The following is a 21773-nucleotide window of genomic DNA, read 5'->3' on the forward strand; positions in this document are numbered from 1 at the left end:
CCCTGGCCCGCCGCCGCGTCAACGTCCTCTGGGCACTCTTGCGGGACGGACGGTGCTACCAAGCCGCACCACCTGTCACAGCACTACCTTGACAACGTCATTGGGAAGTCGATCACCGCCAAGTCGATTATGAGTTCGGAGCGGTGGGGGCGAGGTTCGTGGTCGACGACGAGACGGCGGTGGTGTATGAGCCAGCCGAAGGTCCGCTCGACCACCCAAAGCCGGGGATCACTTTGAACCCTTGACTCCGGGGTCACGTTGGATGCCTTCAAGGTCGACGCTGAGGGGGCAGTGCGGTCGATCGCCTCCGCGCGGTAGCCAGCGCCGGCTCATGCCATGGTCGCGTGAGGGCTTGTGCCGGCGGTCCGGGAGTACGGCCTTCCCCCACGCTACGAGTCGTCGCGGCTCCCCGGATGGCGAGGACTGGCGCCTTGATCGTGAGAGATCAAGACCACGTGCCATGACCGGCCCTTCCACGACTTCGATCCGAACCGGGCGGGGCCGTTCCCGTCGCCCGGTTCCGGATCGGAATCAGGAATCCGACGGGGGCTTGTAGAGCCGTACAGTGGTGCCGATTTTCCGTATGGTCGCGTCCGGTACCTCGTCGGAGACGTTCCTGGCCCCGAAGAACGACCAGGAGACCAGATCCCCGGCAGTGTTCCTGAAGGCGAAGGTCCATGCTTTGCCGTCGGTGGCGCACTTCTTCGATTTCTTCACGCCTATCGACCAGGCAGTGCCCAGACTGCCCTTGAGGCCGGAGTTCGTGGTGAACTCCTCGACGGCGCTGGTCTTCACCTTCGTCTTGTCCGGCTGCGAGTACGCCCCGTACACCCAGGTCTTCGGGTCGGAACCGGCGATTTCCTGAGTGCTTCGGTAACCGTGGTTGCCCCTCGTACCCACCTGGGCCAGAGGTACGTTCTCCAGCGTGCCGTCCCGGTCCTCGTCCGAGGAACACCACTTCTTCTGCAGCATCGCGACATTGCGTATGGCAATGAGAGGTTTGTCGTCCGGGTCCCCGTCCTTGGAGACATAGGTGACCCAGCCGGGAGACTGGATCTCCCATTGGGGCGGGACATCGAACGCGATTCCCTGCGCCGGATTGGCCACGACGTTCCAGCCCTTGATCGTGGCGGTCCGGGTGTCGGGTCCTCGCGGGTTGGCAGAACTCTGCGACGGCGATGCGGTGTTGGTCGGCTTCGGGTCGGGCCCGTCGTGCTGGTTGTCGCCGAGCACGAGGAATCCGGTGACGCCCGCCGCGAGCACGACGGCCGCCGCAGCGATGACGGCGATGAGTCCGGTTCGGTTTCGGCCGCCACCGGCTGGTGGGGGCACGGGTATGCCGACGGGTGGCTGCGTGGGCATCTGCCAGTGCTGGGGCTGCTGGTAGGGATTCGGCTGGAACGGGTCGGGACTGGGCTGCTGGTACGGGTTCGGCTGGCCAGGACCGGGCTGCTGGTACGGGTTCGGCTGGCCAGGACCGGGCTGCTGGTACCCGTTCGCCTGGTGTCCGACCGGGGGCTGCTGCGGATCCTGTCCGCCCCTCGATGACTGCTCTCCTGGCCACATGTGCCGTAACGATACGGCAGCCGCTTCCAGAGGCGCGGTCAAGGGTAACCGGGACGTGCCGCGTTCGCCGCGTGGCGCATTCGTGCTGGTTGGTCGAAGACGGCCTGCGTCGGCGCGCCTCGTCTACTTCCGTCCGACGGCTGCGAGCTGCGTCGGTGGGCCGGGCGTCATTACCTGGGTGGTAATCGCGCGGCCGGGCGGGGCGCGGCAAGGTTGAGCCATCGGGTTTCGGGCCGGCGCACTCCGGCCCGGAGCCCGGACCAACTGATCTGAATGCCATGCCACTTCACCGGAATGGGAGTCCCGCCATGTCGATCTACACTGCCGCCGTCACCCGTTACTTCGAGGCGTGGAACGCCACCGAGGCGGACGCGCTCGCCAAGGCGGTTGCCGCGGCGTGGTCCGAGGAGGGCACGTACACGGACCCGCTGGCCGACGTGCGCGGTCACGAGCAGATCGCCGCGGTGATCCGGGGTGCGCACGAGCAGTTCCCCGGCTTCGAGTTCAGGCTGGCCGGTGATGTGGACGGCAACCATCACATCGCCCGCTTCGGCTGGGAGCTCGTCTCCGTCACGGACGGTTCGGCGCCGGTCGCGGGTTCGGACGTACTCACCCTGGCCGAGGACGGCCGGATCACCTCCGTCTTCGGCTTCCTGGACCGACTTCCCGAGGCATGATCCTCGCCCGCGAAGAGGATCGGTACGGACCTGCTAAATATCCCCCGATGGCGGCCGCCTGCTGCACCAGGGCAGGTGGCCACCTGATCGCCCAAGCGGGCCCTGAAACCCGGCCATCAGCCCGGTCTAGGTGGTGTGCTGACGTTGCTTCCGGAGCCGTCGGCCGACGTCCGTGCCGAAGGGTGAACCTCCGGCAGGACACCCGCTCGGTCCCCTCTCATGGGATGAACTTCACCTCTGGGAAGGCCGCACTCGGACCGTCGAGCAGGTGCTTCCGGTGGTGGCGCAGGTGCTGGTCGAAGAACGCGAGCGGGTACGCCTGCTGGATCCGGACCGCCCGGGCCGGATCGAGGGTTCCGATCCAGCTCTGAAGGTCCGCGTCGCTCATCCCGACCGCTTTCGCCAGCTGCGGGATCAGGAACTGGACGTCGCAGTACGACGAGTGAGCCGCTCCCTCCGCCTGGACGTTGAGCCTCCATCCCCGCAGGCGGGACAAGAACTCGGCGACGCTTGGCTGCCAGGCCCGGGGAACTCGGCCGTCATCAGCATGAACGGCCGGTCCGGGTCGGTGGTGATCGTGGGTTGCATCGGGCCGTCGAAACTGAGTCCTGCCTGGACCCGCTGGTCCTGGCTCATGACCAGGGTGGTCGCCGTCGCGCTTTTCGACCAGCCGAACATGCCGATGCGATTCTGGTCGAGGGCGCCGAGCAGGCCCTCCGGCAGTGGTTGCTGGTCGGCGTCGGGGTTGCGCCCGGCGGCGAGGTCCTCGACGCAGTCGAGTACGAACCGGATGTCCCTGGCGAAGTCCGCGGGGCCCAGTACGTATTTCGGGTCGTCGAGCGGGACGATGAGGCGGCCGTCGGGGAACTCGCTGAACGTGTCGTACGTGCGATCCACCGTGACCACCACGTACCCGTGGCTGGCCTGCTCCTGAACCACGATGGTGGTGTCCGCACGGTGGTCGTGCGCGCCGTGCGAGAACACGATGACGGGCAACCGCCGGCCGGTTCGCAGCACCGGGGCGTTCTGGTGGCCGGCCGTGCGCGGCGGCACCGCGATGTCGGCCGGGAAGCCGACCGACGTGAGCAGTGCGCGCAGCACGGCGTGCTGATCGGCGCCAGCTCGATGGCCAGGTAGGCCAGGGTGAAGACCAGTAGGGCGCGATTGCGTTCCACCCAGGACAGCACCAGGAGAAGCAGCCCGATGGACAGCGCGTCTCCGCTGAGCCGGACGAGGAAGTTCCTCAGCGGTGGGACGGGGCCGGTGTGGATGCCCCAGAAGTCGACGGAGGGGCCGGGCGTGAGCGTGTAGTGGGTGACGATCCAGGCTGTGCGTGCGGCCGTCAGGGCGACGATGGCGATCCCTATGAGGACGTAGGGGCGGACCGGGGTGCCGACTCCGCGGTTGCGGGATCGGCGGATGTGGAAGAACGCGGTCGCGGCGCAGGCCAGGCAGAGTCCGAGCGACCAGTAGACCGGCGATCGTCGCGTGATGGCGACGACACAGTCCGTGCCCGTGGCTGCCGAGGTCTGGTTCCCCGGGCACGGGGCGGTGTGGACGCTGACGGCAGTGCCGACGAGAACGCCGCAGGCCCCGTCCCGTAAGTGGAGGTGACCCGGCTCAGGCGGTGGCGGTCAGCGGGGCAGCGGTTTCCCAGAAGAATCCGTCCGGGTCGCTGAACGGGCCCCCGGTGCCGGAGAGTACGAGCCGGTGCGATCCGGTGCCGTCGGCTGGGACACCTGCGTCCTTGGCGAGAGCGCGGCGCTTGTACAGAGCCAGCTTGACGGCGCCCGACCCGGTGGCGAACTCGACGTACCTGCCGCCGAAGCTCTTGCCCACGGTGAGGCCCTGCTCGATGTAGAACTGCTTGCTCTTCTTCACGTCCTCGACGCCCAGCAGGAGCACGAGTTCGTCGAAGTCCCGGGTGACCGGGCCGGTGTCCTTCTTCGCGGACGTTGCGATCTTCCAGATCGTGCCGTCCGGGGCCTGGACGCCGCCGCCGTAGCCCCACAGCGACTTCGTGGCGGGCTTGAGGGTGGTGGCCCCGGCGTCGAGCGCGGCGCCGACGAGGGCGTCGACGTTGCCCGGCTGGGAGACCACGAGCGACAGTGTGAAGCCGCGGAAGCCGGTCGTGGGGGCCGCGCAGGCGCGCAGGCGCACCTGAGACGAGTCCAGTCCGAAGGCGGTGGAGTAGAAGTGGGCGGCGGCCGTGGTGTCGGCCACCTCGAGGGTGACGGAGTCGATGGAGTTCATGCCGTCGACGGTAGGGGCGGCCGGGGCACTGGTGCTTCTCGAAAACTGACCGATCCGGACGCGGTCCCAGGGGCGGCCACCCGCTCAAGAGGCTTTCCGCACGCCACCCAGGCCCCCGAGCCGCAGCCGGCGTCGCTGATCTCGCTCAGGCAGCCGCCGGGCCGGAAGGTCAAGCCGGTGCGATGCAGAACTGGTGAGCACCGCGCAGCGTGGTGCGCAGATTCCGCTGGGTCGTCCGGCTGTCGAGGCGCAGGTCGAGGGCGCCGGGAAGTGTGCTGCCGGCCCGCAGACCCGTGGGCAGCCGCGAGGGATCGAGGCCGTCACGTCTGGCGATGAGAATGCCGAGCTCGTGACGGCTCAGAGCGTCGGACCCTGCGAGATGGTGGATGCCCGCGGCGTCACCCCACGCCAGTTCCAGAAGGGCGGCAGCCAGGTCGGCGACGTGCACCGGGCAGCGGATGTCGTCGGTGAACAGGACGCCGTCGCGGGTTCCGGCGGCGAGTTCGTGCACGGCGCGCTCATGTATGGAACACCCATCGCCGATGATCAGCGACGTGCGGGCGACGACGGCCTCCGGACACACGAGGAGGACCCCGGTCTCCGCTGCCGCCTTCGCCGCCCCGTACGGGGTGACGGGGTCAGGGAGGCAGGACTCGTCGTAGTGGACTCGGGCGCCGGAGAACACCGCGTCGCTGGAGACGTGGACCAGGCGGGTTCCGTATTTCGCCGCCGCCATCGCCAGCCGGACGGGGCCCTCCGCCGTAACCGCCCAGTCGGCCTTGCCGCTGGACACGTTGACGACAAGATGCGGGCCGACCTCGGCCATGAGGGCGTCCGCACGTCCGGTATCCCTCAGATCAAGTGGGTACCAGGCGACGTCGGAGGTGTTGCCGGGCCTGGTCGCGTAGGTCGCGGCCGTCGCGTGCCCGGCCGTTGTCGCCTGCCGGATCAACTCGGCGCCCAGGAAGCCGCTGCCGCCGATGATCAGAACCGTCATGATGCGACACGGTAGACCGGTCGCGGTGGGCACCGGGCACGGCACCACCGAAGTTCAGCCAGAGCCCGAGTTGTGACAGCGGCCGTGTGTGTCGGTCTCTGCCCGGCACTCTCACGCTCAGGACCTGAGGCTCCTGGGAGAGTCAGCAGGGGCTCAGCCGGTTCATGTCACCTGCTCCGATCGGGTCTCTCCGGCCAGGCTGCGCGCGGTCATGGGCGGGGCCGCGCCGGCCCGTCACGCGCATGCACGTCGGCCCGTCACGCGCATGCACGCCGGTCCGTCACCCGCATGCAGACCGGCCCCGCCCTCTCCTGCGGGCCGTCTGCACTCCTCGGCTTGCACTGTCACTTGAACACTGCTGCGGCTGCTGATTGGATGCCGCGTCCCGAACCCGACGGACCGGAGGCGCTCCATGGTGGTCCGAACAACGCTGACGGTGGGCGCAGTGGTCGCCGCGCTCCTTGCCCCCTCCACCGCCCACCGCCGGCTGGCCGCACCCGGCATACCCGCACTGACCGACCGGCACGGGCGTGTTCTCACTCTGCGCGGCTGGAACGTCGAGGACAAGGTGCACCGGGGCGACGAGGCCCTGACGGCCATCTCCGAACGCGACTTCCGCGACATGCGCGCCAAGGGCTTCAACTTCGCCCGGTTACTGGTCTTCTGGGACGACCTGGAACCGCGGCCCGGCCAGTACAGCCAGACGTATCTGCGGAAGATCGAGCGCATCGTGGACTGGGCCGCTCGATATGACGTGAAGGTCGTGATCGACGCGCATCAGGACGTCTTCGGACCTGCTTTCGGTCACCGGGGCATACCCGAGTGGGCGACGAGGACCGACGGGCTTCCGTTCACCGCCCATCCCGACGACTGGTTTGCCGAGTACTTTGAGCCTGCCGTCCAGCGCGCCTTCACCCACCTCTATCAGGACCAGGATCTGCAACGCGCCCAGGCCCGGGCGTGGCGGGTCCTCGCTTCTCGTCTCGCCCACCACCCGGCGGTCCTCGGCTACGACCTGATCAACGAACCGATGGGCGAGCTGCAGCAGGGGGAAGACCTGCCGGCAGCCGCCCGCCGGATCGAGCGTGAGCAGCTCACCCCCATGTACAACCGCCTGGCCGACTCCGTCCGTTCGGCGGACCCCGATGCCTGGGTCTTCGTCGAACCCACCCCGATCGTGGGCGAGGGCGTACCGACGGGCCTCGGGCGCATCGACGACCCGAAGGTGGTCTATGCACCGCACTTCTACAACGCCGCCATGGAGGCGGGCGCCGACTACGATCCCGGGGCGGGCTGGATCGAGACCTATGAGAAGGCCGTCACCGAGTACCCGAAGCAGTACAAGGTTCCGATCGTGGTGGGGGAGTGGGGCGCGCTCAACAGCTCCCTGCCGAACATGAACCGGTTCTACCGCGACGCGATGGCCTCGCTCGGCCGCTACAGCTCTGGCTGGGCGGGTTACGTCTGGTGCCGTGGCGGCGGTTACTGCGTGGTCGACGACTCGGGCGCCTTCAGGACCAACAAGGAGCTGACCGCCCAACCGTACGCGGAGACCGTGGCAGGAACGATCCGCTCCGTCTCGTACACCCCCGGCGATGCCACATACCGGCTGACCTACAGTGCGGCTCGGCACGGCTCCCGGCTGACAGAGCTGTCCCTGCCCGAGGGGCCGTGGCGGATCACGGTCGACGGCAGCGCGGTCACGCTGCGCAGGACGACAAACAGAGTGTGGTTCCTGGCTGCCCCCGGCGGCGATGTGACCATCACCGTCAAGCAGAGCTGAATGCTTCTTCAGTCCTTCGTCCGCGATGCATGGGCCATGAGGGCAGGAGCCCGCAGGCGGCGACCAAGAGCCGGCCCGGGCGGGACGCATATGCGAGACCCGCCGGGTCGGCATGGGCAACCCAGTCCGCCGGCGAGGGCGATTCCGAGCGCAGCACCGAACTGTCGCGCGGAGGACGTGATGGCTCCGGCCACGCCGACCCGGGCGGGAGGCAGCCCATCGACCGCGGTGTTGGTGATGGGGGCGTTGGCGAAGCCGAGCCGATACCGATGAGCAGGCAGGCGAACAGCAGCAGGAGCACGGTCGTATGCCGGTCGAGCCCAACCGGACAGAGTCCGCTCGCCATGATGAAGCCCCCGGCCAGGCTCAGCGGCAGCCGTGGTCCGATGCGACCGACCAGATGGCCGGACCAGGGTGCACAGACGGTCCCTCCGACCGCCATCGGCAGGGTCGCAGCTCGACGGGATCCTCGCCGAACGTGCCATGGCCTGATGGAATCAAGCCTCCACAGGCTCCCGGAGCGGTTCAGTGTTCCTTTCTGCGGAAGCTGCCGAGAGCAAGTGGAGTGGGAGAGGAGCCGGTCAGGACTCTGTGTGTGACGGGTACTCGGTTGACGCAGCCGCCCCGCGATGCTTGATGTTGACGGCCGAAGCCTTGGCCACTGCCACGGGGTTCAGGAAGCGCAGCGGACCGGTCAGGCGGGATGCAAACAGATACATGTGCCGCGCCATCGACTCGTCGCGCGCTGCCGCCGAAAACATCAGCCGCTCCAAGGGATTGAACGGACGGCCCTTGGCGAAGTCGGCAGCGAGATACTGGTGACCGCGCAGCCGGCGCCGGTGTGTGCGTGCGTACACCACGAGCGACCTGTTCAGGTCGCCCCGACCGGTTGCGGCGGACGCGACCGCTTCGGCCAACCATTGCGCGGACTGCAGGGCCCACCCGCATCCCACTCCCCACAAGGGATCGCCGGTCAGGGCGGCGTCGCCGATCAACGCGACACCCGGTGCGGTCGGCTCGCGGCTGACAAGGGGGTAGTTGACAGTGCCGGTGATCTTCGTGATGCGCTCGGCGGAGTCGATGGGCGGTGCCTCGGGCAGGGAGCGGACGAACTCGAAGAAGCTGCCTTCCAGGTCTTCCCGGAAGGCCGGCAGGCGCTTCTTGTCCGGGAGCACCGCGATGACCGTCACCCCGTCGTCGTTCGGAAACCCGTACGCCATGTCGGGCTCGAGGAACCAGGCGTGACCGATCCCGCCGTGCAGTGGAAGATTGCGGAAGTGCGCGAGATAGCCGAACCGTGCGTTCTCGTGCAGCCGAGCAGGCACCCCGGCGAACTTCGCCACGGCCGAGTCCTTGCCATCGGCGCCGACCACCAGGCGGGCCCGGATCTCACGCTCGCCCTGTGGTGTCGACGCGCGCACCCCCAAGGTTCGCCCGGCTTCCCGGACCAGCCCGGTCACCTGGTGACCGAGGAGCAGATCGACGCCGGGCGTCTGCGCCGCATGGGACCTGATCATCGGGTCGAGGGTGCTCCGCCGAATGTTGTACGCGTACGGTAGCTCGGGGCCCGCCGGCGCGGCCCTCGGCTCGATCCATCCCCAGCGGGTGTACCAGCGGGCTTCGTTGCGGACGGCTCCCGCCTTCTCGAGAGCGGCGACGAGGCCGAGTTCGTCCAGCACCGGGTAGGCGCTGGCCTGGAGGGAGTGGCTGCAAAGCGCCTTGTACGCGTCGGGGTCAGAGCGGCGTTCCAGCAGTGCGACGCGGACACCGCGTCGTGCGAGCAGGCTCGCCGCGGCGCTGCCGGCGAGGCTGGCTCCGCTGATGACGACGTCGTAGTCGTATCCCGCGCTCTCAGGCTTGGTCATGCGCTGATCGCCCCCTTCGGGGTGTGGTGCCGTTCGTGGAATGGTGCAGTGCCACTGGTGTCAGGGGCATGACCGAATGTCAAGAGTTGTGGATCGGGTGGTGTGTGATCAGGCTGCGGTGACCTCCTCGGCGGGTTCGACCAGGGCGCCGTCCTCGAACCTCGCGCGATCGCGCGGGGCTGGTGGCGGCCGTTGCCCACCACCAGGCGGTGCCCGCGCTCATCCCGGTCGGCCGCCAACTCGGCCATGTGCTGATTGACTTCCGCCCCCACCGCAGCGGCCGCCATCCGGCGGGCGCCTTCGCGCACGATCTCGTCGATCACGGAGCCGGGCTCGGTGGTGCGGTCAGCATTCACTGCGCCCAGTACGGGCGTACCTTCCCAGCCCCGCTGCAACCGGTCCTGCTACACGTCTGATCGACGTGCCACGGCCGTGCACACCGGCAAGGGCGCGCACGGCCGTAGCCGGCTGGGGTGTCAGCCGACGAACGTGAACCTCTGGTAGGAGAGCGCGTTGTACCCGAACGCGCGCAGACCGAAGTCGAGGCTGTCGTCCATCACGCGGCCGGTGTTCTGATTCTTCAACGTCTTCGTGCCGTCGGACTGGTAGACGATCGTCCACCGCTGGTACGCCGAGTAGTTGCAGCTGAAGGCGCGCAGACCGTATGCGGTGCTGTCGTCGATGCAGCGGCCGGTGTTCTGGTTCTGCACGACCCAGGTGCCGTCGGTCTGCTTGTACCAGTTGAAGTTCTGGTAGTTGAGCCCGTTACAGGTGAATGCGCGCAGACCGTAGTCCCAGGAATCGTCCACGCAGCGGCCGGTGTTCTGGTTCTGGAGCGCGTAGTAGTAGATCTGTCCGTCGGCGATGGCCGGACCTTTGGGCTTGGGCGTGACGGCGTGCGCGGCCGTGGTGCCGGTCAGCAGCAACGCCGCGGTGACGAACACGGTTGCCGCCGGTCTCGCGGTGCGAGTGGCGAGAGCAGTGCGCAGGCTCATGATGGTCCTCCGATGGTGGTGGCCCGCTCGGTCGAAGGGCAGGCAGTGGCGTGCGGCAGTGTGCTGTGATGCGGGGCATCACCCAGCCGTGCATGCCTCGCACACGCTATGGGGCTAGGCGTGAACACTTCAATCCGATGTGTGGCGCACTATCCGGTATGGCCGGTTCCGCATGGTCTGATCCCTGTCAAGGGAAACCACCGGCCCTCGACACGGCGCACCGGTCTACCCCTGTCCCCGGGCATCTCGGGGGAGAACCTGCATGACAGCGACTCATCGCGGTGCACGGTGCACGATGATGAGCCACGTGACCAGATGTTCTGAATACGAGGCAGTGGCCCGCCTTTGGCAGGAACACAGGCGCGCCATTTTCCCCGCCGGAGTGCGTGGCGCGGACCGGTCGGGAATCGACATGGTGCTGCTCGACGCTGAAACCGCCGGTTGTGTGTCGACCTGGCTGGGCAACGACGGCTCTCTCGGCGTACGAGGCCACCGCATCCTGCTCCATTGCACCGCCCGGCTGGACCAAATTCTTCCCGTGCTCAACGAATCGCCCGGCGACCGCCTTCTGGCGGCGCGCGGTTTCCGCAAGGCCCTCACCCTGAGGTACTCCCGTTTGTCACTGGCCGACGTGGACGCCACCGTCCTCACCGAGATCATTGAGCGTCCTCATCCCGGTTATCGGCTCGTGTCGTGGCAGGGAACCGTCCCCGACGGCCTCGCCCAGACGTTCGCCGCCTCACGCCGTGCCATGGACGACATGCCGATGGACGACACCGACTACGGCATCGTGACCTGGGACGTGGACCGGGTGCGAGCCGCGGCGAAAGCCGTGGAACAGCGCGGCGACCATCTGCACACCGTCGTCGCCATAGACACTTCCAACGAGTCGATAGCCGGGTTCACCGAACTCGTCATCCCCGGCAACGGCACAGGTGATGGCCAGCACTACGGCACCGGCGTGCTGCCCGAACACCGGGGACACGGCCTCGGCCGATGGATGAAGGCCGAGTCGATCCGACAGGCCCTCGGGCACTATCCGGACCTCGGTGGCCTGCTGACCGACACGGCCGACAGCAACACGCACATGAGACACATCAACGACGGTCTCGGCTACACACCCACGCACACGACACACCAACACCAGCTCGACCTCCAGCAGCGAACGGACGGGCCGGAGCGGGGCATCACCCCGCCCGGCCCGTCGATGCTTTCGATACACGCCCTCGAAGATGCTCCGTGACTGCCGCCAACGCGGATCCGCAACGCTGTCCCGGGCGAGGGCGAGGGCGAGGGCGAGGGCGACCGGCCACCGGCTTGACTGGGGCCAGTTGTTGCCTGAGGGCTGCGCAGGTGTACCGACCGTGGACTTGGACTTCCGCCGTCCCGGCCCGGCAGGAGTCGACGGCTACGGGGCTGTTCTGGCCGCACCATTCCCTACACTCACGGGATGAACAACTACACGTGCACCCATTGCGGCACCGTCGGTCTGGCAGAGGGTTTCATCGAGGACGCCGGCGAGCACTCGCGCGGGTACGCGCGCTGGATCGAGGGCGCGTTGGAGCGGGGGATTTTCGGGGGTGCCAAGCGGATGGGCCGGCCCCGGCGGCAGATAGAGGCGTTCCGCTGCCCTAAGTGCGGGCATCTCGAGCTGTTCGCGACCGGCGAGGTGTAGTCGGCTCTGGTCACCCTTGACGCTGGTTCCGCTCGCTCACCGGTGTGCCTGGCCATGGCCCCGCTCTTGCACGCGGCGGGCGGGCGATGCGCCAACTGGGACGGTCAGTCAGTTCCTTTGAGGTCGGGGTTTTGCAGGGTGGGCCGGGACCAGGGCGCGTCGACGCTTCCGGGCTCCGGCCGCAGCCCGAGCTCGCGGAGCTGGTTGACTGCCATCATGGCGGTGAACATTGCGTTCGGGTTGGCGCCCCCGACCCCCAGTTCGGCGATGGATTCCGCGTAGCGGTGGGTGAACGCGCTCGGCCGAACCTGCCTGCTCTCCCTGGTCAGCCTCAGTGCCGCCCCCTGTAGGGCAATGGCCTGTTCCAGCAGTCCCTCCAGGTGGGACACCACCTCAGCGCCACGGCGCACGGCGAAGGTGTGCCCGTCGGTGAGGAGTGTGGCTTCTCCTTCCTCGAAGAGAGTGGAGACGGCACCGAGCACGGTCTGGATCTTGAGCTGGTCGGCATCAACCATCGCACCACAGGCTCCGTTGCCCTCGTCGGACAGGTGAAGGACGCCGCAGTCGCTCAGGTGCACGATCACATGCCCGGCGCAGTGGCCCTGGCTGCGCAGCACGCGGACCGCGCCGTCGGCGAAGGTCCAGCCGGTGAACCGAAGCGAGCCGATCCGAATCCGCTCCAGCGGTCGCTCCTCGTAGGCCCGGGTGGTCGCGCCGAAGGGGCGCATGGGCTGGAAGAGCGACACCACCCGGCCGGCGGCCAGTGCGGGCGGCGCGGGCAGCGGCGCCAACCCGGCGATGCGGTCGAAGGACCGCACCCAGTAGGAGGCCGGGTCCCGCATCTGGTCGAGGTCCAGGGTGGGGACGTAGTGCTCCACCGGCACACCCAGCTCGTCGGCCAGGTCGTTGTTGCCGACGTGGTCAGGATGGCCGTGCGTGGTCAGCACCAGTGCCCGGGACCAGGGTCCGACCCGGTCGGTCGCCTTCCGCAGCGCCGCCCGGAAGGCCGCTGTGACGCCGGTGTCGACCATCACCAGGGTGTCGCCCACCCGGTGCACGAGGGCGTTGGCGACGTCCGGTTGATCGTGCTCGACATGCAGTTCCTGTCCGAGGACCAGCACGGTCTGGTCGTCGATCTCGATCAGGTCACCGAGCGAGGTCATGCATCCTCCCGCGGTCTCGTCCGGGTCCGGTTCGCCAAGGAGCAGCAAGAGGCGAGCGACGAGCACCAGGTACCCGATGAGTGACGGGCGATGGGCGATGGGTCATGGGTCATGGGGGACGCTGCACGCCGATCCGTCCTCGGCGGGCGCTGCCGCCCACCTCGACGACGTCGACCATGAGTCCCCTGCCGACGAGCGTACGCCGCACCACATGTGGTGTCCCTGCGGAGCATGCGGCCAGGAGTCCTGTGCCGCCCCTGGCGCTCACGCTGCCGACCCACATGCCCACGTGCCGATTGAAGCAGTCGGTCGCACACATGGGACTGAGAGTTCCAGTCGGACCGTCTGGCCGAGTAGGCGTTGAGCCATTGGGGCGGCGAACTCACCTCGCAGTCCGTCCGGGGCGTGCGGCCGGCGCTGATCGGTCGTATGCGCCGTTGACGGTCGGGACGCCTCCCGCGCATCCGAGGCGCCCCGACCGGATGGACCGCTGATGGCGGCACTAGCTCTGTTGCACGTCCTTGACGAACACGATGCCGTCGCTGTTCGCCAGGTGGGCAGGGTCAAGCGGGGCGTAGCCGAACCAGGGGGAAACGCGGTGCTCGGGGTGCGTGTCGCCGAGGGTGGTGGCCAGCTGCGAGGCGTCGATGACGCAGCGGTCCTGCGGGAGCGCGTACAGGAGTCCTTCGAGGGTGTCCGGCGGCGGCGCGTCCACTCCCTTGTGCCGGATTGTGCCGAGGGCCGTTGCCACGAACGCGTAGCCCTCGCCGAGCCGGGCGTTCACCAGCGCACCGGCGCTCCACCACTCCAGCGGCGTCCCGCCCATCCGCATCGAGCTCTTCTCCCGCTGGAGATGCCCGTTGTGGGCGTGGATGAGTGCGGGGCCCCGGTCGGCGAGGGCGAGGAGGTTGTGGGCCATCATCTGGTCCCGCACACTCGCCAGCCGGGTCATGCGGGCCTGCGAGGTGTCGGCCATCCAGTGGTGGTAGCGCAGCAAGCCGATGGCGGTGCGCCCGTACAGGCGCGCGCGGTCCCAGTCGTCCCCCGACGTTGTTGCGAGCAGGTGCGGCATCTGCTCGTCGAGCAGCGCCACCAGATCGTCGGCGAGCAGCCGCAACTCCCCGGCCTCGGCCGACCGCCCCACGGACTGGGCCGGGTCCATCATCGCGGCAGGATTGGTCCAGCGGTCGTCGGTGCCGAGCAGGCGGTCGAGGGTTTCCGCGGTGCAGGGGAGCAGGTCCACGTCCACCCGGGCCGAGAGGTAGCCGTGGAGTGCGGTGAGGGCCTGCCGGGGGCTCGCGGCGCCGGTGATCTCCAGCGGGCCGTCGAAACCGGCGAAGCGGAGTTGCTCGGACGCGGGCCGGCCGTTGTTGTGGGCGCGCATCCAGCGTACGAGCTCACGGTTGGCCGCGAAGGTGCCCCAGCCGTGGCTGATTCCGTGCTCCATGACCTCGTCGAGGGTGCCCGTGCCCGAGGTGATGTGGTCGTCCACGACCAGGCCCATCAGGCAGTCGCTCTCGATCGCGATCGTTCGGTAGCCCTCCTGCTCGACCAGCTGCCGGAAGAGCTCGTTACGCAGGTCCAGCAGAGCCTCCTCGCCGTGTGTGGGCTCGCCCAGGGCGAGCAGCTGGGGCCGGGTCGGGAGCAGCCTCATGATGGCGGCAGCCTCGACGGCATGGGCGGTGTCCTTGATACCGGTAGCCATGCCTTCAACGGTATCGTTGAACCTTCGGTTGAAACTTATTCGCGATATTGTCCCTCCCATGGGGCGAAACCTTCAAAGCGGCGAACGACTCAGGCCGATTGATCTGGCGCGCGGGCATGGTCTGTCGACGCAGGCGATCAGGAACTACGAGGAGGCCGGCATCCTTCCGGCCGCCGGTCGCACCCCCCACGGCTACCGCACCTACACCTCACTGCACGCGGGAGCCCTGCGCGCGTTTCTTGCCCTGGTGCCCGGCCACGGCCACCAGACGGCGACGTCGGTCATGCGGGCCGTGAACCAGGGCACGGACGATGAGGCGTTCCGTCTCATCGACGAGAGCCACGCCCAGCTCCTCGACGACCGGCGGACCCTCCAGGCCGTGGAGAGCGCCCTGCGCGACCTGGAGCCCACCGCGACGCCCGAGCTCGGTGCGGGCTCCGAGCCGGCCGCGGTGTCCGGGCCCGGCGGCACGTTCATCGGGCCGCTGGCAGGGAGGCTCGGAATCCGGCCCGCGACGCTGCGCAAATGGGAGCGCGCCGGGCTGGTGCGCCCTCGCCGCGACCCGCGGACCGGGTACCGCGTCTACGCCGAGGCCGACGTACGGGACGCCCGGCTGGCCCACCAGCTCAGGCGGGGTGGCTATCTGCTGGAGCAGATCGCCCCGTTGATCGCCCGGGTCCGGGCGGCCGGCGGGCTGGAGCCGCTGGAGGCCGCGCTGTGCGACTGGCACGGTCGGCTGTCCGCCCGCGGCCGGGCGATGCTGACGGGGGCTGCAGAGCTGGAGGCGTACCTCCGCGAGCGCGGATGAGATTTCGCCCGTCAGCAGGAGAGAAAAACAGTCACCAACGGCTCCGTCCCGGCTGACCCGTCCGTCGACGGCCGTCGACGTCGGCCTGGTCCCGGGCCGAGCCTTCCGGCACAGCGGTGTCGTCCGTCAGGTTGGTGCGCCAGTAGGCGGTCACCAGCGGAACCCGGTCCCCCAACGGCAGCGACCGCGGACGCCGGCCTCTGGCGGGACGCAATTCCACGGCCCGGGCAGTTTCGGCATGAGAGCCTCACGCCCGTGGCTACGGAAACCGAGGTGGGAGAGCTGTTGCACCGGCGCGGCTGGCGGACGGCGTTCACAGTCGCTGAAATGGTGCACGCGTGGGCCGCCCTGGTGAGCGTCATCGAGCGCGGCTACGGCGACGACATCTACGAGTACACCAACGACCTCTCCTGCCGAAACTGGCTCCACGAGGCGTGGCTCCTGCTGGACGAACACATCGTCCAGATCTGGACCCCGCAGATCAAAGCTCTGGACGACCAGTACAGGGCGGCGACCGTCGACGACGACGGCCAAGCACTCGACCAGTTCCGCAAACTGCCCGGCCCCGACCTGTGGTGGTGGCGGCGACACCCCCACATCCTCACCGGAGACCTCGGGCGATCCCTTCGCTCGGCCGGTGCCATCGGCACCGACCTTGACAGCGCATGACCGTCAGCCCGGCGGGTCACGGGACGGCTCTTGGGCCGATTCATTCGGGTCATCGGAGAGCGGTGGCCTGATCATCGTCAGGTGATCGACGCGATCGATGATCCCCGGCCGGCGTTAAATGAGTTGGGCCGGCCGATCCCAGTTGGTACCGTCTGGGCAGCCGTGAGACAACGCAAGGAGGTGAGACCCATGAAGGCTGTACGTGTGTGGGTGCTCCCCCTTTTCGTCACGGTGGGCGATTGACGTAGGTGTCGCCGGGAGCGCCTCGGACAAGGCACTCCTGAGAGGCAACACCTATGAACCTTCTGCATTCCACTTCGGGCATGGCCGACCACGTGGTCGTGGTCACGCGGGTTTCGGACACACAGTGGCACGCCTTGGAGGACGACCGGACGGTCGGCCGCGGCGACGCTTCGCGCCGACCCGACGGGCGGCTCTTCATCAGCATCGACGCGTGGCACGGCGCGGTCTTCGACCGTATCGCCGACGCGATGCTGACGGACCTGCCGGCACCGCTGTACACCGTCGTCGACGAGGCCGACCACGACTCGAGGTCCGCCTGGGAGCGGGCCGGCTTCGCCGCCGCACACCGCGAGTGGGGGTATCTCGTACCCACCGACCCGCAGATCACCGGGCTCGGGTCGGTACGGCCCCCGTCAGGCGTGACGATCGTGCCCTCCGGCAAGGCGGAGGAGGGCCCGCTCCGCGCCCTGGACCGTGTCATCCGCGACGAGGTCGAGGCCGCCGTCGGTTGGCACACGATGCCGGCCGAGGTGCTGCCCCGCCCGGCGGGGATCACCGTGCTCGATCCGTCGAAGTACGCGGTGGCGCGGCACTCCGACCAGTACGTGGGACTGGTCCGGGTGGCGCCGCTTCCCCGGCAGCCGCGGATCGGGCTGATCGCCGTCCGGGCGGACAGGCACCGTCGCGGCATCGCCCGGGCGCTGCTGGCCCACGTGCTGGGTTCGCTGCACCGCTCCGGGACCGCTTCGGCATGGGCCGAGGTGAACGAGTCCAACACGGCGGCCACCGCCCTGTTCGAGAGCATTGGTGCCCGGCGCTCGGCCGGCACCCTGGAGTTCGTCCGCCGCTGACACTCCGCCACACCGCACCGAGCGACCAAGCCGAGCCCGGAGCAGGCGCGGTGAGGGCCGCCCAGGCGGGTGGGTACCGGATCGCCGTCGTCCACGGGGCGGTTGCGTACTGCCGTCGGCAGACGGCACCGCGCCCTACCGCACACCGCATTCATTCCCTACCGAAGTAGACCGTCACAGAACGGGAGAAGTGAGAGACCATGACCAAAGCAGCAGGGGGCATAGACGTCGAAGGCACCGTCGTCGAGTGCCTTCGCAATGCCACGTTCAAGGTGGAGCTCCAGAACGGGCACACGGTGCTCGCCCACATCAGCGGGAAGATCCGGAAGAACTACATCAAGATCCTCCCGTACGACCGGGTGCTCGTGGAACTCAGCCCCTACGACCTCACCCGCGGCCGGATCCGCTTCCGCTACAGGTCGTAGCGGAAGGAGTCGGCCGGGGCAAATCGTAGGGACGAGTCCCGCGCTGGGCGCCCGGCCCCGGCCCGGCCGGGTCTCCGGCCTGCGCCCCTATGGCAAGGGGAAGCCGTGGTGGTTCTGCTCGCTCCGCCGGCCGAGGTCGTCGGTGGTCTTCGCCGCCTGCCCGGTGTCGCCGCCGATCACCCCGGCTGGAGGAGCGGTGTCACGCTCCGGCCAGCGAGTCGATGAGTGCCAGAGCGTCGTCGACGGAACCCGCCGGGTCGGTGAGCGGGTACAGCACACCGCGCACCGTGCGGGAGGAGTCGAGGACGAGGGTGAGTCGCTTGAGCCGGTCCGCACCCGCTGCACGGAAGGTGGGTAGCCGCAGCGCCGCGGCCAGCTGCAGGTCGGCGTCGGACAGGAGCGGGAACTCGATCCGCTCGTGCTCCGCGAAGGCAGCCAGCTGGTCGGGGCGCTGCGTGCTGACTCCGTGCACCCTCGCGTCGCGCTCCGCGAAGGCCGGCATCCGGTCGCGATAGGTGCACGACTCCAGCGTGCAGCCGCGCGCGCCCGGGATCTGGCCCCAGCCCGGTGGGTAGTTGTGCCCGCCGGGTGCGTAGGCGCCGGGGAAGCAGTACAGGACCGTCCAGGCCCGGTCCGTGGAGACCGGGTCGACCGGCACGCCTTCCGGGCCGGCGAGTTCGAGGCGGGGGAGCCGGCGCCCCACCAGGGCGTGCACGCGTCGGGCCTCGGCGGAGTCGGTCGCGCTGGTGGCCGAGAGGACGCCGTCGCCCATGACATGGAGGGCGCCCCAGTCCTGGAGGGCGACGAGGACCGGTAGCAGGCCGCGTCCGGCCGGCGTCAGGTGGTACTCGTAGCGGGGAGGGTGCGGGCTGTAGAGGCGCTTCTCCAGTACCCCGTCCGCGACCAGGGATTTCAGTCGCTCTGTGAGGACCTTGCGGCTGATGCCGAGTCCGTCCCGGAGCGGCTCGAACTGGTGCGTCCCGCCCGCGACGTCGCGGATGAGCAGCAGCGTCCACGGGTCACCGACCACCGACAGCGCCTGCGCGATCGCGCAGTCCGGGTCGCCGAGTTCTGTGTATCGCATGATCCATGAGTATAGTCAGTTCCCTAAAGAGATTCACTCGACGGTCGCAGGGGGCAGGCATGACGACGGCGGTGCAGGGGCAGGGAGAGAAGGAGAAGCAGCCGGACAGCGCCTCGCGCGCGGCGGCGTTCTGGCGGTACTGGGGTGCGTCCACGGTGAGCGGGATCGGCGACGCCGTGACGGCGGTGGCCCTGCCGTTGCTCGCGGTACTGGTGCTGCACGCCTCGGCGTTCGGGGCCAGCCTGATCACGGCCGCCTCCTTCGCTTCGTGGCTCCTGATCGGCCTCCCGGCCGGAGTCCTCGTGCATCGTCTGCCGTTGCGCGGGACGCAGGTGGCGATGGACTTGGTCCGGGCCGCCGCGGTGGCCTCGGTGCCGGTTGCTGCCGCGCTCGGCGTCCTGAGCCTGCCGCAGCTGATCGTCGTGGCCCTGGTGGTCGGGCTGGCGTCCGTCGTCTTCGACATCGGCAACTCGACGTTCCTGCCCTCCATCGTCAGCAAGGAGGAACTCACCGCCCGGAACAGCCTCACCTCGGGAACCAGGGCGGTGACCCAACTCGGTGGCCCGTCCCTCGGCGGCGTGCTGGTCCAGCTGCTCGGCGCGGCTGCGTCGATCGTGGTCGACGCGGTGAGCTACGTCGTCTCGGCCGCGCTCATGGGCAGCCTGCCGCAGGTCGCGCACCCCGCGCAGGAGGGCCCGCGCCGCGGCATGGGCGAGATGATCCGCGAGGGCTGGCGGTACGTCACCCGCCACCCCGTCATCGGCCCCTGCACGGCGGACGCGACCGCCGTCAACTTCGTCTGCGGCGGCCTGATGGCGCTCACCCCGGTCTTCCTCGTCCGCACCCTCGACGCGCCGCCCGCCCTGGTCGGGATACTCATCGCGACCGAGGGCCTCGGCACCCTGGTCGGTGCCGCGCTGACCCCCCGGATCGTCGCGCGCCTGGGCAGCGGCCGGGCGCTGCGCCGAGCCGCGGTGGTCTCCCCGTGCTTCGCGGCGCTGATGCCGCTGGCCGGCCACTCCGCGGCACTCGGCCTGTTCGCCCTGGGGAACGGCGGTTTCGCCGCGGCCGTGGTGGTGACGAGCATCGTGACCCGCACCTACCGGCAGACCGCCACACCTCCCGAACTGCTGCCGCGTGTGATGGCGACGGTCCGCTTCATCTCCTGGGGCGCGGTCCCGTTCGGCGCGCTGGCCGCGGGAGGTGCCGCCGCCCTGTGGGGAACCCGCGCCTCCTTCGCGCTCATGGCCGTCCTCTCCACGGTCAGCCCGGCGATCCTCCTCGCGAGCCCGATCCGCCGCATGCGCGCGCTTGCGTGAACGAGGTGCTACGGGGACGGCCGTGTCGGCGTGCGGCGCGGGTGTGTCAGTGCCCGCCCTGCACCCTCCCAGTGGGCGGCTGGGTTCAGCCGCCCCGGGCGATCTCCTGCAGGGGTTCGAGGTTTCCGATCTCGTAGTGGGTGTTGCTGCCTGTCCGGTGGTGATCAGGCTTCAGCCGAGGAGGGTTTCGCCGATGCCGGAGCCGGGTGCGACGTCGTAGTCCTTGGGGCCGAAGACGCTGACGCTGCTGGTGCTCACTCCGCTGCCTGTGCCCCGCAGCTGCCAGACCGCGCCGCTGCCCCCGTTGTGGTAGGGGTCTTCATGAGGGGCGGAGACGGCGAGGTCCGCCTTGCCGTCGCCGTTGAAGTCGGCGAGGCGGACCTGGGAGCCGAAGACGTCGTTGTTCTCCGCGCTGCCGGGGACACCGGGGGTGTTCTGTGAGTAGCCGGCCGCGCCGGTGGTGGTCAGCCCGCGGGCGCTTCCGCGCAGTACCAGCACGTCACCGGCACGGCGGGCACGGCCGACGGACTCGTGGGGGACCCCGATGGCGAGTTCGGCGCGGTGGTCGCCGGTGATGTCGCCGATGGACAGGGCCGCGCCGAAGTTGTCGTCGAGCTCGTTGGAGCCGGGGATGCCGGATGTGTTCTGGTGGTAGACGTGGCCTGAGGGCGCGAGGCCGCCGTCGATGGCGGGGTCTCCGTAGCGCACGGTGACATAGCCGGCGCCGTGGCTGGGATCGGCAAGCCCGTTGGGGTGGAGGCGGGGGTCGGACAGGCCGATGGCGAGGTCGTCGCGGCCGTCGCCGTCGAGGTCTCCGGCCGCCACGGAGTCTCCGCCGGCGAGCCGCGCCCGGACGGTGAAGGAGCCGACGTCGGTGGTACCGGGGTTCTGGCCGTAGACGAGGGTGGCCTTCTGCTGGACGACGGCCAGTTCGGCCTTGCCGTCACCGTTGAAGTCGCCCGCTGCGAGGTTCCAGCTGCCGGTGATGTCCGGGCCGGTCACGTCAACCCCCGCCGGGGCCTTGGTACGGGTGAACGTGCCGGAGTACAGCCGCAGCGAAGTCTGCCCGCTGACGGCGATGTCCGGAGCGGAGTCGCCGGTGAAGTCACCCACGGCGATGTCGGCACCGAACATGCGGGACGGATACGACGGTCCCGACGGCAGGGCGAGGCTGTTGCGGAACGGGGAAGCGCCGCCCCACAGCACGGTCACCGAGCCGCTGACCGATGCTCCGGCGGTGCTGTCTCCTTCGCTGCCGACCAGCAGGTCGGCGTACCCGTCGCGGTTCAGATCGCCGCTGGCGATGCTGCTGCCGAAGTGGTGTTCGTACCCGGACGTGCCGGGGATGCCGGTGGAGTTCTGAGTGATGTAGACGTGCTTGTCGGTCAGGCCATGGGCGGAGCCGAAGGTGAGGAGAACAGCACCGGCGCCTTCCTCGCCGTTGATCGTCTTACCGGGCATGCCGATGGCCAGATCCCGGTATCCGTCGCCGTTGAAGTCGTCGGCCAGCCTGGACGGAGCGGCAACGGCACGGTCGGCCGAGACGGCCACCAGACTGCCGGTCAGAGAAGCTGCTACGGCAACTGCCATGGCGAGACGGACCGAGTGACGCACGAAACCCCCTGCACAACCACGGACGCCGGCGGCGTCCGCGAACCAGAACGATGGCCCGCACCCCCGTGCCCAGCGGCGAGG

21 protein-coding genes are annotated in these 21773 nt (G+C 69.2%); 10 read left to right on the forward strand and 11 right to left on the reverse strand.

The features are described 5' to 3' along the window. Nucleotides 1–531 precede the first annotated feature (531 nt). Nucleotides 532–1566 (reverse strand): hypothetical protein, encoded by a 1035-nt coding sequence (locus AB0H32_RS35565; RefSeq protein WP_361129601.1) that lies wholly within the window; start codon nucleotides 1564–1566, stop codon nucleotides 532–534. A 308-nt stretch (nucleotides 1567–1874) separates the two neighbouring features. Between AB0H32_RS35565 and AB0H32_RS35570 the strand changes: the two genes are divergently transcribed. After that, entirely contained in the window at nucleotides 1875–2243 is a 369-nt protein-coding gene (locus AB0H32_RS35570) for a nuclear transport factor 2 family protein (protein WP_361129604.1), read from the forward strand. A 217-nt stretch (nucleotides 2244–2460) separates the two neighbouring features. Here AB0H32_RS35570 and AB0H32_RS35575 read toward each other — a convergent pair whose 3' ends face one another. The 4 genes from AB0H32_RS35575 to AB0H32_RS35590 form a co-directional block, all read right to left on the reverse strand. Next, nucleotides 2461–2631 carry a hypothetical protein gene (locus AB0H32_RS35575; protein WP_361129607.1) on the reverse strand — a complete coding sequence of 57 codons (171 nt, stop codon included), beginning with the start codon at nucleotides 2629–2631 and terminating at the stop codon, nucleotides 2461–2463. Nucleotides 2632–2657: 26 nt separating this feature from the next. Next, a complete protein-coding gene (locus tag AB0H32_RS35580) occupies nucleotides 2658–3344 on the reverse strand; it encodes a hypothetical protein (protein ID WP_361129610.1) in 687 nt (228 codons plus the stop codon). 519 nt (nucleotides 3345–3863) lie between these two features. Further along, on the reverse strand, nucleotides 3864–4496 hold the full coding sequence (locus AB0H32_RS35585; RefSeq protein ID WP_361129613.1) for a glyoxalase: 633 nt from the start codon (nucleotides 4494–4496) through the stop codon (nucleotides 3864–3866). Between the two features lie 169 nt (nucleotides 4497–4665). Further along, entirely contained in the window at nucleotides 4666–5493 is an 828-nt protein-coding gene (locus AB0H32_RS35590; protein WP_361129616.1) for a sugar nucleotide-binding protein, read from the reverse strand. Between the two features lie 412 nt (nucleotides 5494–5905). Between AB0H32_RS35590 and AB0H32_RS35595 the strand changes: the two genes are divergently transcribed. Further along, entirely contained in the window at nucleotides 5906–7276 is a 1371-nt protein-coding gene (locus tag AB0H32_RS35595) for a cellulase family glycosylhydrolase (protein WP_361129619.1), read from the forward strand. A gap of 581 nt (nucleotides 7277–7857) precedes the next feature. On the opposite strand, the gene AB0H32_RS35600 is transcribed toward AB0H32_RS35595, so the two are convergent. Continuing rightward, nucleotides 7858–9141 carry an NAD(P)/FAD-dependent oxidoreductase gene (locus AB0H32_RS35600; RefSeq protein WP_361129622.1) on the reverse strand — a complete coding sequence of 428 codons (1284 nt, stop codon included), beginning with the start codon at nucleotides 9139–9141 and terminating at the stop codon, nucleotides 7858–7860. 209 nt (nucleotides 9142–9350) lie between these two features. On the opposite strand from AB0H32_RS35600, the gene AB0H32_RS35605 reads away from it, so the two are divergent. Continuing rightward, nucleotides 9351–9557: a hypothetical protein gene (locus AB0H32_RS35605; protein WP_361129625.1), complete on the forward strand. Its 207-nt coding sequence runs from the start codon at nucleotides 9351–9353 to the stop codon at nucleotides 9555–9557. A gap of 60 nt (nucleotides 9558–9617) precedes the next feature. Here AB0H32_RS35605 and AB0H32_RS35610 read toward each other — a convergent pair whose 3' ends face one another. Beyond that, the gene (locus tag AB0H32_RS35610) at nucleotides 9618–10136 is read right to left on the reverse strand and encodes an RICIN domain-containing protein (protein WP_361129628.1); all 519 of its coding nucleotides are present in this window, start codon (nucleotides 10134–10136) and stop codon (nucleotides 9618–9620) included. 412 nt (nucleotides 10137–10548) lie between these two features. Between AB0H32_RS35610 and AB0H32_RS35615 the strand changes: the two genes are divergently transcribed. Next, nucleotides 10549–11379 carry a GNAT family N-acetyltransferase gene (locus tag AB0H32_RS35615; RefSeq protein WP_361129631.1) on the forward strand — a complete coding sequence of 277 codons (831 nt, stop codon included), beginning with the start codon at nucleotides 10549–10551 and terminating at the stop codon, nucleotides 11377–11379. A 207-nt stretch (nucleotides 11380–11586) separates the two neighbouring features. After that, nucleotides 11587–11811, forward strand: a complete 225-nt coding sequence (locus tag AB0H32_RS35620; protein ID WP_361129633.1) for a hypothetical protein — start codon at nucleotides 11587–11589, stop codon at nucleotides 11809–11811. Nucleotides 11812–11915: 104 nt separating this feature from the next. On the opposite strand, the gene AB0H32_RS35625 is transcribed toward AB0H32_RS35620, so the two are convergent. Together AB0H32_RS35625 and AB0H32_RS35630 are read right to left on the reverse strand one after the other, a co-directional pair. Continuing rightward, a complete protein-coding gene (locus AB0H32_RS35625; RefSeq protein ID WP_361129636.1) occupies nucleotides 11916–12974 on the reverse strand; it encodes an MBL fold metallo-hydrolase in 1059 nt (352 codons plus the stop codon). 502 nt (nucleotides 12975–13476) lie between these two features. Continuing rightward, complete coding sequence (locus AB0H32_RS35630; RefSeq protein WP_361129639.1) at nucleotides 13477–14679, reverse strand: erythromycin esterase family protein; 1203 nt, start codon at nucleotides 14677–14679, stop codon at nucleotides 13477–13479. A 58-nt stretch (nucleotides 14680–14737) separates the two neighbouring features. On the opposite strand from AB0H32_RS35630, the gene AB0H32_RS35635 reads away from it, so the two are divergent. The 4 genes from AB0H32_RS35635 (at nucleotide 14738) to infA (ending at nucleotide 17675) form a co-directional block, all read left to right on the forward strand. After that, nucleotides 14738–15487 carry a TioE family transcriptional regulator gene (locus AB0H32_RS35635; protein ID WP_361129642.1) on the forward strand — a complete coding sequence of 250 codons (750 nt, stop codon included), beginning with the start codon at nucleotides 14738–14740 and terminating at the stop codon, nucleotides 15485–15487. Nucleotides 15488–15742: 255 nt separating this feature from the next. Then, nucleotides 15743–16156, forward strand: a complete 414-nt coding sequence (locus AB0H32_RS35640) for a hypothetical protein (RefSeq protein ID WP_361129645.1) — start codon at nucleotides 15743–15745, stop codon at nucleotides 16154–16156. Between the two features lie 296 nt (nucleotides 16157–16452). Next, complete coding sequence (locus AB0H32_RS35645; protein WP_361129648.1) at nucleotides 16453–17250, forward strand: GNAT family N-acetyltransferase; 798 nt, start codon at nucleotides 16453–16455, stop codon at nucleotides 17248–17250. 200 nt (nucleotides 17251–17450) lie between these two features. Continuing rightward, on the forward strand, nucleotides 17451–17675 hold the full coding sequence (gene infA, locus AB0H32_RS35650) for a translation initiation factor IF-1 (RefSeq protein ID WP_361129651.1): 225 nt from the start codon (nucleotides 17451–17453) through the stop codon (nucleotides 17673–17675). A 199-nt stretch (nucleotides 17676–17874) separates the two neighbouring features. On the opposite strand, the gene AB0H32_RS35655 is transcribed toward infA, so the two are convergent. Beyond that, nucleotides 17875–18759, reverse strand: a complete 885-nt coding sequence (locus AB0H32_RS35655) for a winged helix-turn-helix transcriptional regulator (protein ID WP_361129654.1) — start codon at nucleotides 18757–18759, stop codon at nucleotides 17875–17877. Nucleotides 18760–18818: 59 nt separating this feature from the next. Here AB0H32_RS35655 and AB0H32_RS35660 point away from each other — a divergent pair, with 59 nt between their 5' ends. Further along, a complete protein-coding gene (locus AB0H32_RS35660; protein ID WP_361129657.1) occupies nucleotides 18819–20078 on the forward strand; it encodes an MFS transporter in 1260 nt (419 codons plus the stop codon). 171 nt (nucleotides 20079–20249) lie between these two features. Here AB0H32_RS35660 and AB0H32_RS35665 read toward each other — a convergent pair whose 3' ends face one another. Then, nucleotides 20250–21668, reverse strand: coding sequence for an FG-GAP-like repeat-containing protein (locus AB0H32_RS35665; protein WP_361129660.1), 1419 nt, complete (start codon nucleotides 21666–21668; stop codon nucleotides 20250–20252). Between the last annotated feature and the right edge of the window lie 105 nt (nucleotides 21669–21773).

Origin of the sequence: Streptomyces sp. NPDC020362, assembly GCF_040642095.1 — a bacterium.
Lineage (GTDB): Bacteria > Actinomycetota > Actinomycetes > Streptomycetales > Streptomycetaceae > Streptomyces.